Consider the following 11,779-nt stretch of genomic DNA (forward strand, 5'->3'; position numbering starts at 1 on the left):
ATTAAGAATTCAATCGGTCCGCGGGACATTCTTTTTCTCCACCTATGTGAGAAGATCACACATGTATCGGATGAAGAAAGAAGTTCTGCTCAATAAATAAAAAAGAAGTCGACCCTCTCGTTGGTCGGCTTCTAATTGTTCTATTGCGCGGTCAGGATTTGTGGACCTTCAGCGGTGATGGCGATCGTATGCTCGTATTGGGCGGCGAGCTTGCGGTCCAGTGTCCGGGCGGTCCAGCCGTCCTGATCAATTGTCATGTTGTAGGTGCCTTCAGTGATCATGGGCTCGATCGTGAATACCATGCCTTCCTTGATGCGGGGGCCTTTGCCGGGCTTGCCGACATGCATATAGGTAGGCTCCTCATGCAGGTCACGACCGATGCCATGAGCGAGAAGGTCGCGCACGACGCCAAAGTTGTTCGATTCGGCATGCTGCTGGATTGCGCTCGTCACGTCTCCTAGCCGATTGCCGGGCTGTGCCTGCGCGATGCCGAGGTCAAGGCACTCCTTCGTGACGCGCATCAGCTTCTCAGCCGCCGGTGAGATCTTCCCGACCGCATAGCTCCAGGCTGAATCGCCGAGCCAGCCGTCGAGCTCCGCTACCGTGTCGATCGTCACGATATCGCCTTCCTCAAGTGGCTTATTTGTAGGGAAGCCATGTGCAATTACGTCATTGACGGAGGCACAGGTCGCATATTGATAACCATTGTAGCCCTTCGTATATGGTTTGGCGCCGTGCTTCAAAATAATATCCTCGAATATGCGCTCAATCTCGTTCGTTGTGATGCCCGGTTTGATGAGCGGGGCAATTGTGCGATGGCATTCGGCCACAACCTGGCATGCCTTGCGGATGGCTTCGATTTCATACTTGCTTTTTAAGATGACCATGTTTGTTTCAGGACTCCTTTGTAATGGCTTGTATCGCGAGCTGGGCGATTCGATCGATGTCCAGCTCGGAATTGCTCGCATAGTAGTGCAGCCCGCAGCAGCCGACCAACACGGCAAGCATAAGGTTGATGCTGTCGTCTTCACGCTGCATAGTCGATTGGAGTGGAACATACAGCCTTTCCATGAATCGTCTCTTGGCAGGGTACCGATCTTTCTCTGGCAAGCCTGTAAAATGTTCCGCTGCCATTTTGTAGACGAGATATGCGCGGGCATCTGACTGCCACAACTGGAGTAGCGTCTTGCAATACGTTAACAACTGCCTGTCGTCAGGGTTGTCCCGGCTGATGTTCGCCCATTGAGTCAGGGTTTGCTCACATCGCTCGAAGCCGCTGCTCAGCACATCTTCTATTAGTAAATGCCGGTTGGGGTAATAATGGTATACCGTGCCATAACCGAGACCAGCCTCGCGGGCGACGTCGCGAATATCAAAGCTTCCGCCCGTACGGAAGTAGGTATGCGCGGCGAAGTCCAGGATCTGTTCTCTGCGCTGCATGCGTATGAGCTCATTTTGTTCTTTGGTACGGGGGCACATGGGCGCGTTAACCTCCTTTTTTAATATAGACCTGCAAATTTGTCAATATAAAGAGTGTAACGCATGAGGGGGAGAAATGCAATTATCTGTTGGCGTTCGATGAAAACAAGTATTAGACTGAATAATAAAGTGCTTACCGGGTAGACAATCCTGAGATACGTGTTCGCGTTGAATCGCTTCGTCAGCAGCAAGTTCAAGTGCCGACACCGAAACAAATTAAGCGGGAGATGGATGAAAACAACAAGGACGCCATCATTGCGTTGTTAAAACGAAAGATGAAGAACTCGAAGAAGAAAATAAAAAGTTGCGAGAACAACTTAAGTTTTCCTATGCGGAGGTCTATCAAAGGATTTGAGGGAATGACTGTTAGCTTATTTAGCTTACGGGCAGCTTAGTTTAAGATCATACTCGGTGAACTGTATCATAAATAGGGGCAAGTTTAACCCTTGAAACCAGTGAGCTAGGATCAATTTCGTTTCGAGTTAATGTGAATAATAGCCATTATTTTTAAATATGCGACAAAAATTGCATTTGAAGAAATATTATTGTATGATTTGGTGTGTTAAAAATTGGAAAATTTAATCGTCATTGTGTGGACAGTACGGATACTACTTCAGCAGTTAATTATGGCGTAACCAAAGTTTCTTATACTTATTAACTAAGGAGAAGCAGCCTTGCGTAAGAAGAAATATGTTAGCATAGCCTCAATTACATTGATTGTGATTATGGTCGTTCTATTCTTCAGTATGAAAAATGTTCTTTTCGACGGCTCTTCTAACAAATCAGAGGAACAGGCCGTCACAACAACCAGTGAGATGATTAACGAGACAGAGAAACCAGCTGCCACAATAACGAATAAGGGAACCAATGAAAAGAAGAGCGTAACCGCGATGGAGGCACTGCGCCTTGGGTACTCAGAGGCGAATAAGCTTACGGAAGAAGAGCCATTACTTATTAACATAACAAGCACGGATGACACTTCTGTTTCCCAGGAACGAACCGATGGTTCGGATGGAACAAGAGATGCTTGGAATCTCGAATTTGGCAGCAAGAAAGGGAATGTTTTTATTTATATCAAGATCGATAATGGAATGGCCATTAAGACTGATGTGAAAAAGCACGATAAGAATTTACTTGTAAAAGGACAGTATGCGATATCTGATATTCAAATCGATTCTTCCGATGCAGTTAAACAAGCTGTTGAGAGACTGGGGATGAAACCAGGAAATCCTGCTATAGCAGATGACTGGATCAAGGGGTATCATTTTACTATCAGCAGGTATAATACTGATCCTAACTCCTCCAAAACACGTCTGCTGCTAAGAGTTATGGGTATCTCGCCAAATTCTCCTAATCGTGAGAATGACAGTTTGAGAATGAGCGCTTTCTTTGATGTCAAAACAGGCGAATTGATGAGCGCTACCGAGATGACAGGCTTCGACAAGGATGGGAATACCATGTGGAAGAATATTGAGCTTAAATACTGATGACGGCATAAATAAATGAAGAAGGAAGATATTTTCGTAAAAATACAACATATTACCCAATAAAGAGTTATTATTGATGGAACTTACCGTGCGTTACTGCTCATGAGCAGACGCATGGTAAGTTTGTTTTTGTGTAAAGGCGTTATTAACTGTCTACTTGGTAAAGTCTATACGCATCACTCAAGTTTATTGAACTGGAAATATCCATTCTTCCAGGTGATGTATATGCTGAGTATATTCTTTAGTCCCCTGAACGGCGGTTAGGTCAATTGGAACCTAGCGGATCAAAGAAAGAGCATCCTGCAAAGGATGACCCAAAAACTTACCGTTACAAACAGCGCGGTGAACTGTATCACAAGTTGTGGTAAAGTAGATTGTTGGGTTGAGCTAAGAGCAGCAATGTTAAAAATTGCAGATTGTTGTTTATAGATTGCTAAGTGAGGATTGAAAGGCTGGAAGATCGATGAATAAAGGGATGCAGGCGATTCGCAAAGCTAATAATTTTGAGCGATCCTAATAAAAGATGAGGTATATGTGATGCCAAAAAACGATAATATGCTGGCAATCCTATGGATGCTGAATTCGGGTGTTAAAATGACCGCAAAACAAATATCCGAAAAGTTAGAAATAAATATAAGGACAGTCTATCGGTATATTGATGCGCTAAGTGCCAGTGGAGTGCCTATAATATCCGACACTGGTCATAATGGCGGGTATAGCTTACTGAATAATTTTATCAGAGCACCTCTGCTATTTGATATTGAAGAAAAAAAAGCACTTCTTCATGCTGCTGTTTTTGCAAAAGAAGCCGGATACCCTTTGAGTGAGGCATTAGGTAATGCGACATCCAAATTGAAAATGTATTCGAATCAGGAACAGGAAAGTGTTCTCAGCCGTCATTTAGCCGGATTTGAAGTTATAAACCGTAGGGGAGACCCTTCTATTCAGCCAGTATTAGCGGAATTGGAGCAAGCTGTAGCAAACGAATTCTCTGTAGAAATTGATTATCACACACGCCGTGATGATCAACCCAAGACTAGGGTGATAGATCCCTATGGAATGGTTTACTGGAACAATAAATGGTATATTGTTGCATTTTGCCATCTGAGAAATGAGATCCGCAGCTTTCGGGTAGAACGGATTTTACAAATCAAGCGTACTCAAAACATATTTAAACGTTCCGAAGCTTTTTTGGCTCGGGAATTTTTTTTGCGAAATCTATTACCTGATTTAGTCGGCAAGGACGGGTTGATTGCTTTAATTATCGAAGGTAGATCAGAGGCGTTGGATGACTTATGCCTGCATTGGTTTTTGGGGCATCATCTGAAAGAGCGTACATCAAATCAAGCAATCTTTTTACTTGAGGAAAAATCAATTCATACCTATGTTCCTAATTTTCTCTTATCCTACGGGAAATCCATTCAAGTAATCGAACCACAGAGTTTGAAGGAAAAACTTGTTGGTGTTGTGTCGGAGTTAATGGAATATTATCAACTTTAATAACTTCACTGACAGCGGATGTCAGTGAAGTCATTTTATAATGACGATAATCATTGATTACCGATGGTTGGTATCACTAGATGAATTGTAAAATAAGGAGAACTTGCAAATGAATAATACGGTATATCTTTATGTGTTTGACACAATGGCAGACTGGGAAATAGGCTACGTAACTGCCGAACTGAAATCGGGAAGATATTATAAAAAGGGGCTGGTCCCGTCAAAAATAGTTACCGTGGGAATTGATAAGACTCCAGTAACTACAATGGGCGGATTGAAAATACTGCCTGACATCAAATTGGATGAGTGCAGCATTGAAAGATCAGATCTATTGATTTTACCCGGTGGAGATACATGGACAGAAACCATTCACCACCCCCTCTTAAAAATCGCTGAAAGGTGTTTAAGGGAAGGTATATGGGTTGCAGCGATTTGTGGTGCTACAATGGGACTTGCCCAGACAGGATTGCTGAATTCACGTGGGCATACAAGCAATGATCTGGAATACCTTAAAATGATCTGTCCCACTTATACAGGAGAAAAGTATTACAAAATGGAGTCTGCTGTAACGGATGGAAAACTGATCACAGCATCTGGAATAGCTCCGTTGGAATTTTCTGCACACATCTTGAAAGCTTTGGATGTGTTTTCTCCAAAAACATTAGACGCCTGGTATAGCCTTAATAAGACTAATGATTCTAAATATTACTATGAGTTGATGAATTCAATACAATGAAGGTATCAGCATTTAAGGAAAAGTGAAAGTGTGTTGTATATATGGATATGGACAAGATGCCACATGAGTAACAATGCGACTTAAAATATTCCTTCCATAGGAATCCTAATGGAGTACGATAGTTAAGCATAAAGGGTTCCACATATTAGTCATGTATAATATGTGGAACCCTTTATTATATCTGACTTTCCTAAATCTAGATCTTGATTAATTGAAAAAATAAAGTTGTAGACTGCACGCTGGCATTAAGTTGTTTAAGAATACATTTGGATAAAGTGGGAGATATTACTGAAAACTTCTCCAGATGGGCGGTTATTATGAAAAAAATACTGATATCATTTTTGGTGATACTTATTTTTTCCACTGTTACAGTAGAGGCTGCGCCTGAATACGCAAAATGGGGCAAAATTGCAGTAGAGGAAACACAAAAACGATACAATGCAGTCATAATTGATTATAAGCACATTGGTCGTACTGAACTAACACCTAAAAAGTCTGAAGAGAAATTCAAACTATGGATTAGAAGCAAAGCAGGTAACGAGTTTGGGGTTTTTGTATCAATCCAATTTGACCCATCAACTGATACAATCCAATCGATTCAGTTTTCTGAAACTAATCGTTAGATTTAATAAATCTCGCTATTTACGCTAATGGGGCACGATAGCACAATGACAACAGGCTGCCGAGATCATAGGCAGCCTGTTCAGCTAACGGGCAGAATAACGTGATGTAGGTGTGTACTTTAAATGAGAAGAGTAATAGAGGTGGATTAAAGATAGGACTTTATTTTCCAGTCCAAGACTGCCGCTGGTTTTATAAGGCGCCATTCTAAAAACCCTATTTTCCTCGGACATTACCTCCACAATATCAGCAGGGACCACGATCTTTGAGAATTTCCATCGTATGACTAGTTTAACCTCTAATTGAACTATCTTAATCCCAGGATGAAATCCCTGCAAAATGCTGTGAAATAACAGCATTTTATAAACTAGAACTAAGGACAGCTTACCAAAAAGGACTAAAATTACTACTTTGTTCTATAATTTCAACATATGAAAAATTCACAATAGAAAAATCAAAACCTATTCCTCTCCCTAGCTACAATTCACTAATTCAATAAGTTCTACGCCCCCACAAACAAAACCCATGAAAAAGGATACCCAACACCAACCTCTATGTTTACACAAGCTTTTTTTCTATTTTTATTGCTAGTTCCATAGCTTGTAGGGCATGGTCTAACTCGATTATGGATGAAGTACCCTCCTCTAAGCATTGGAGAGCATGCGTAATACTCTTTTCAAAAGGATTAGCTTGTTCTATCAATAGTTGCTGTTTACCTGCAGAGGTATATTCAATTAATGATCCTTCAACCGTGCCGTTCATGTCGTCACTTTCTTGATAGACAAGCTTTCCTTGTTCAAAATAAGCCTCATACCCCACCGAAAAAGGATAACCAGCTGGCATTTGTGAGGATACAACGATCTCTGCGGAGACATTCGTTTTCTGAAAATGAGTACGTACTAAAGCTTGTTCACTTCGTCCACCATCGGTTCCCCACACTGAGTATTCTTCTAACGATCCAAGAAGCCAGGTTACAAAATCAAGTTCGTGAATCATCAGATTTGTGGAGATAGAATGAAGTCCGAGATCACCCCACAGAGGTGCCGTTTCTCTTTTTAAGGTGAAGGCTAAGAGCTTTCCATATTTCTCTTGATGAGTGGTTTCGTATAAATATTTGTACGCAGGATCAAATTTAATAAATTGGTTCACGAGGATTCGTCTGCCATACTGTTGTTCTGCTTCCTTCATCGCAAGGGCATCTTCATTGTTAAAGCATACAGGTGTTTCACAGAATACATGTTTCCCATGCTTAAGCGCCTCAACGGCAAACTGTCTATGTAAAGTTACGGGCAGACAGATATCGATCACATCAATTGTGGGTTCAAGCATGATATCCTCTATATTTGTGGTAATCTCAACGCCTAACGCTTGTTTTAAATTTTGCAGCTTAGCTTCATTTCTACCATAAACAATAACTTTGTCTACACGCTCATTTTTCGTCAATAATTCTGCATGATAAGCTCCGAACCCTGTTCCTAAAACGGCAATTTTCATATGTTTCAGCTCCCTTTATGTAATGAACTAATCATAACCTCTTATTGTTGACAACATCATGGCAAGAATTTTGAAGTATACTTGATAAAAAAGAAAAGCTCGGAGGTTCCCATGCGCTTGCATCGTTTGATTGCTATTTTATTATTAGTGGAGTCGAGAGGGAAAATGAAGGCCAATGAACTAGCTCAAGCCTTGGAGACTTCTGTACGTTCAATCTATAGAGATATTGATGTACTAGCTGAAGCTGGAATTCCTTTGTTGTCTATGTCGGGGCCGAATGGTGGTATCTCTTTAATGGAGGGATATACAGTTAACCTGAAGCAGTTACATGGTGAAGATGTAATCAATCTATATTTAACAGGTATGGGCATCTATTCTGGGGGACATTCTGAATCTGGTCTTAAGCTGAAGACGACGCTGTTGAAATTAGAAAAAACATTGCCCGCATCCTATCAACCTGACATTCAGAAAGCGCAAAAGCGCTTTTATTTCGATGACACACCATGGTGGACAGAACGAATAGAAATCCCCTGTCTGGAATCTATCCGGACAGCCGTTTGGCGATCTCAGAAACTACAGGTTAAGTACCAAAAGGTTAACGGAGAAGTATCGTGCAGGAAATTACAGCCCTATGGTCTTGTGGTGAAAAAAGAGGAATGGTATCTTATAGCCTACTGTGAAGAAGCTAATCAAATCCGAACGTTTAAATGTGAGCGAATTGTCTCTACGCAGCTTGTGGAAGAAGAGTACTCTATACCTATGGATTTTTCATTAGAAGAACACTGGAAGCAGCAGGGACTGGTTTTTAAGCAAGCGTGTAAAGAAGAAGAGGTCTATCCTGTTGTGATCAGAGCTGATAAGAGAACAATGTCTTCTTTATCTCAGCTAGAGATCATGGAAATGAGAGAAGAAGGGGATGCATTCATTTTAAAGGTGAATATGTTTGGTTATGAAAGTGCATGTGCTAATGTCTGGTGCATAATAGGTCATTCCGAAATCATGGAGCCCTTAGAGCTAAGGCAATATGTAAAAGGCCAGCTGAGTTTTCTTCAGGGAATATATGATTAACCGTTTTTTCTATGTAAAAGAGACCGTAGCTATTGCATATTCTGCAAAGATACGGTCCCTCTTTTCTGATAAAAGAATTAATTCATATAATTTGTTTACATAATAATGATTATGTTAACCGAGATGAGGATGATCCAATAAACAACGTATTGAATTGGAAAATCATCCTTTTATTGCTCTATTTTTAATACCAAGTGTTAATTTCTCTCTGGCAACAAGTCTTTTGTGCGCTACGAGAAGAAAAGGAAGACCAAAAGCTGTTGTTAAAGCCAACGGCACAAAGATCGCAAGGCCATTCTGAGCGCCATAATGGTCTAACAACACCCCACCGAAGATAGGTGCCATAACACTCCCTAAATTATTAAAGCCAATCGTACCAAAGTACGTCCCTTTCATTTCAGGTTTGGCAATCCGATCGATTAACATATCCATCATCGTAAAGAGTAAGACTTCCCCTATAGTGAACAGAACTACACTGATCATTAGTAGAGCCACACCACCAGCAAGCCCCACTAAGAGAAGACTAAGTGCAACGCAGATATTCCCAAGTATTAAAGGGACAATCGGTGGAAATTTACTTGCCGTACGTACAATGGGATACTGCACTACTAACACGGTTATAGCATTCAGTGAAAGCATATAGGAGAACAATTGCCCCCCATTGGTGAAATGCGTGTTCATCGCTAAATATTGAGCCATTGTTGAGCCGAAGTGACCGTATCCTAACACACAAAAGATTGTACCCAGCAATACTGGCAGGAACACACGGTCTTTTCCTGTGATTGTCAAAGCTTCGAGTAAACGTGGTGCTTGAGCTTGTGTACGGGCGGGCATGCTTGAACGATGTGCCTTAAATTGCATGAATAATACAATTCCGTATGCAACATATACGATTCCGGCGATTAGAAAAGGAAAAGTTGATTCCGCAGAGCCGAGCTGTAGCCCAATGATCGGACCAAATACTACACCAAGATTAATTGCTGCATATCTAAGATTAAAGACAAGCAGCTTGCTCTCGGGTGGTGTAATATCGGACAAAAGTGCCCGTGAAGTAGGCTCGAATACTGATCGACATAAGCCATTTAGGGTGTTTACCAAGAAAAATACCCATAGATGCTGAGCCACTGAGAATCCGAAGAAGACGGCTGCCCAGCCAAATACCGAGATTAACATCACGATTTTGCGGCCAACAATATCAGAAATATAACCGCCATAGAAACTAGCCAATACGCCTGCCAGCGAGCTAACCGCGACCGTAATCCCTGTTTGTGTCGGGGAAGCTCCGAGAACTTGGGTCAGATAGATGGATAAGAATGGGATGCTCATCGAGGTCACCAGACGTCCGAACATGGTGCCGATGATAATTGTCCAGGCTAGAGGGTGAATGTGCCTTAGATGCTGTTTCATAATGATTACGATCTCCTAGTCTTATTGCTCTAATATTGTTACTGCATATTCCTTGTTGATTTATGTATAATTATAATGATAAAAGGGGGAAGGAAAAGTGTAAGAAATACATTGACCGTTTCACCTTTAAAGGAGTGAACCATTTGGACCAGATAAGTAATCATTTTTTATGTTTAGCAGCAGGCGTTACTAGTTCGTTCAAAGTGAATGAACCTGTTCCTGTGACGATAGATTTATTGGCTTCGATCCTAATTTGCACTCCACGCAATGTTAAATTCGTTCTGCGGAAACTGGAAGAGCAGGAATATATTCTATGGCAGCCGGGCAGAGGCAGGGGGCATATCTCTCAACTTACTTTTTTAAAAAGTATTGATGAGGTGTTCGAGGATAGCTTTCAGGAGTTAGTCAGTAAAGGCAAGATAAAAGAAGCTATCGAATTGATGAGCAGCGATCAGGTGACCGGACCCTTAAAGGAACGATTGTTAACGATGTTAAATAAACAGATGGGTTTTCGTAGTGAAGCAGAGTCAACCTCAGGGCTGGACGTCCTGCGGATTACCCGTAACCGGCATAAGGAAGTACTGGACCCTGCTTATGTATACACCGCTTTTGAATCCTATTTGCTGGGTCAGATCTATAGCACACTAGTTACTTATGAAGCAACGACCGATGCCTTTCTTCCTGGTTTGGCCCATATGTGGGAAGCTAATGAGGAGCATACAAGTTATATTTTCTACCTCCGCAAGGGGGTACGCTTTCATCACGGAAGAATTATGACCTCGAGAGATGTAAAAGAGACGCTACAACGGCTTATTGACTTGAATAGCCCTGCGGTGAACCTTTATAAGGATATCGAACGAGTAGAGGTTGAAGGAGATCATCGAATCCGGTTTGATCTGTCTCGTCCAAATCTCTTTTTTCTGCATCTGTTTAGTTGCATTCACATGTCCATACTCCCATACGATATAGACATCACTAGTGAAGTGATCGGTACAGGTCCTTACCGTTTAATGGATCTGAATGAGGATGTATTGGTGCTCGCAGCTTTTGATTTTTATTTCGGAATTCGGCCGCTCCTGGATCGTGTTGAGATTTGGTATTTGCCAAAAGAGGCTTCTAATGAACGCCAATACCAGCTGCCAGATCCTGAACATGGAGAACTTTTACCTGATATCATCAGCAATCACAGTATAGATTACCCGGCCTTAGGCTGTAGATATATTCTGTTTAATTTTCATAGAGAGGGAATTCATCAGCAGCTATGGTTTCGTCAAGTGATCCGTATCCTTTACAGTCGAACGGCTTTAATAAAAGAGTTGGGTGGCAATCGTATCACTCCAGCAGATAGCTTTTTGCCATGGGAGAGCAGTAAGAGAGAGCTTGTAGATCCAACTTTGGAACATGCCCGAGCGCTTTTAGCGGAAAATGGGTATCAGGGAGAAGTCATTACTTTAGCAACTAAGGATAAAAAAGAAGAACGAGAAGAAGCGTTATGGCTCCAAACACGCGCTGCCTCCGTTGGTTTGCAAATTAAATTATACTTTTTCAATGAGTTTAAAGCAGATCATATACAGACAACAGCCGAGATCCAGCTTGCTGAAGAGGTTTTAGAAGACGATTGGCAATGGGGAATGATTAACTACTTTAATAATAAATCTAATTATTTATTTTCTTTGCTTAGAGAGGACCAGATTTCATTGTTTTCAAAGGTGTTAGGTCCTTTCACAGAATCTCCAAAGGATGAACGGGTGAAGCTGCTGAATCAAACGGAGGGAATTTTACGAGACAATTATTGGGTGCTGCATGGCTGTCATATGAATAAAAAAGCTCAGCTAAATCAAAGCTTGTTTGGTCTGCACACCGGTTCCTTCGGGTTTTTGGACATCTCCAAGTTATGGATTAAAAATAGGCTTTAAGGTTTTCTTTTGTTATACTTTCCAGGGAGGCTGTATCGATAGAATCGAATGGTGCTCTAGTTGGATCAGAT

At 41.5% G+C, this 11,779-nt stretch carries 10 protein-coding genes and 1 pseudogene; 7 read left to right on the forward strand and 4 right to left on the reverse strand.

Annotated elements, in window-relative coordinates; all coding sequences use genetic code 11:
* Nucleotides 1-140 precede the first annotated feature (140 nt).
* A complete protein-coding gene (map, locus tag MHH49_RS24450) occupies nt 141-887 on the reverse strand; it encodes a type I methionyl aminopeptidase (protein ID WP_036687603.1) in 747 nt (248 codons plus the stop codon).
* Between the two features lie 7 nt (nt 888-894).
* Complete coding sequence (locus MHH49_RS24455; protein ID WP_341138558.1) at nt 895-1,440, reverse strand: TetR/AcrR family transcriptional regulator; 546 nt, start codon at nt 1,438-1,440, stop codon at nt 895-897.
* A 191-nt stretch (nt 1,441-1,631) separates the two neighbouring features.
* Between MHH49_RS24455 and MHH49_RS24460 the strand changes: the two are divergent.
* The 5 genes and pseudogenes from MHH49_RS24460 to MHH49_RS24480 form a co-directional block, all read left to right on the forward strand.
* Nucleotides 1,632-1,834, forward strand: a pseudogene (locus MHH49_RS24460) (DUF6262 family protein); the annotation flags it as partial.
* A gap of 319 nt (nt 1,835-2,153) precedes the next feature.
* Nucleotides 2,154-2,966: a hypothetical protein gene (locus tag MHH49_RS24465; protein ID WP_036687600.1), complete on the forward strand. Its 813-nt coding sequence runs from the start codon at nt 2,154-2,156 to the stop codon at nt 2,964-2,966.
* A 537-nt stretch (nt 2,967-3,503) separates the two neighbouring features.
* Complete coding sequence (locus MHH49_RS24470) at nt 3,504-4,466, forward strand: helix-turn-helix transcriptional regulator (protein WP_076316739.1); 963 nt, start codon at nt 3,504-3,506, stop codon at nt 4,464-4,466.
* 109 nt (nt 4,467-4,575) lie between these two features.
* Nucleotides 4,576-5,202, forward strand: a complete 627-nt coding sequence (locus MHH49_RS24475) for a type 1 glutamine amidotransferase family protein (protein ID WP_076099070.1) — start codon at nt 4,576-4,578, stop codon at nt 5,200-5,202.
* A gap of 317 nt (nt 5,203-5,519) precedes the next feature.
* Complete coding sequence (locus tag MHH49_RS24480; RefSeq protein ID WP_038571483.1) at nt 5,520-5,825, forward strand: DUF3889 domain-containing protein; 306 nt, start codon at nt 5,520-5,522, stop codon at nt 5,823-5,825.
* A gap of 556 nt (nt 5,826-6,381) precedes the next feature.
* Here MHH49_RS24480 and MHH49_RS24485 read toward each other — a convergent pair.
* Nucleotides 6,382-7,317: a Gfo/Idh/MocA family protein gene (locus MHH49_RS24485; RefSeq protein ID WP_341138559.1), complete on the reverse strand. Its 936-nt coding sequence runs from the start codon at nt 7,315-7,317 to the stop codon at nt 6,382-6,384.
* 111 nt (nt 7,318-7,428) lie between these two features.
* Here MHH49_RS24485 and MHH49_RS24490 point away from each other — a divergent pair, with 111 nt between their 5' ends.
* Nucleotides 7,429-8,385 carry a helix-turn-helix transcriptional regulator gene (locus MHH49_RS24490; RefSeq protein ID WP_341138560.1) on the forward strand — a complete coding sequence of 319 codons (957 nt, stop codon included), beginning with the start codon at nt 7,429-7,431 and terminating at the stop codon, nt 8,383-8,385.
* A 162-nt stretch (nt 8,386-8,547) separates the two neighbouring features.
* On the opposite strand, the gene MHH49_RS24495 is transcribed toward MHH49_RS24490, so the two are convergent.
* Nucleotides 8,548-9,792 (reverse strand): MDR family MFS transporter, encoded by a 1,245-nt coding sequence (locus MHH49_RS24495; RefSeq protein ID WP_036687590.1) that lies wholly within the window; start codon nt 9,790-9,792, stop codon nt 8,548-8,550.
* Nucleotides 9,793-9,935: 143 nt separating this feature from the next.
* Between MHH49_RS24495 and MHH49_RS24500 the strand changes: the two genes are divergently transcribed.
* Nucleotides 9,936-11,708: an ABC transporter substrate-binding protein gene (locus tag MHH49_RS24500; protein WP_341138561.1), complete on the forward strand. Its 1,773-nt coding sequence runs from the start codon at nt 9,936-9,938 to the stop codon at nt 11,706-11,708.
* Nucleotides 11,709-11,779: the final 71 nt, after the last annotated feature.

Source organism: Paenibacillus sp. FSL F4-0122 (assembly GCF_038002845.1).
GTDB classification, from domain to species: domain Bacteria; phylum Bacillota; class Bacilli; order Paenibacillales; family Paenibacillaceae; genus Paenibacillus_AQ; species Paenibacillus_AQ odorifer.

Excerpts from the sequence above, each read along its gene's own strand:
- MHH49_RS24455 (WP_341138558.1), bottom strand. The coding sequence starts at position 1,440 with ATGCAGCGCAGAGAACAGATCCTGGACTTCGCCGCGCATACCTACTTC.
- MHH49_RS24485 (WP_341138559.1), bottom strand. The coding sequence starts at position 7,317 with ATGAAAATTGCCGTTTTAGGAACAGGGTTCGGAGCTTATCATGCAGAA.
- MHH49_RS24480 (WP_038571483.1), top strand. The coding sequence starts at position 5,520 with ATGAAAAAAATACTGATATCATTTTTGGTGATACTTATTTTTTCCACT.
- MHH49_RS24470 (WP_076316739.1), top strand. The coding sequence starts at position 3,504 with ATGCCAAAAAACGATAATATGCTGGCAATCCTATGGATGCTGAATTCG.
- MHH49_RS24495 (WP_036687590.1), bottom strand. The coding sequence starts at position 9,792 with ATGAAACAGCATCTAAGGCACATTCACCCTCTAGCCTGGACAATTATC.
- MHH49_RS24490 (WP_341138560.1), top strand. The coding sequence starts at position 7,429 with ATGCGCTTGCATCGTTTGATTGCTATTTTATTATTAGTGGAGTCGAGA.
- MHH49_RS24475 (WP_076099070.1), top strand. The coding sequence starts at position 4,576 with ATGAATAATACGGTATATCTTTATGTGTTTGACACAATGGCAGACTGG.
- map (WP_036687603.1), bottom strand. The coding sequence starts at position 887 with ATGGTCATCTTAAAAAGCAAGTATGAAATCGAAGCCATCCGCAAGGCA.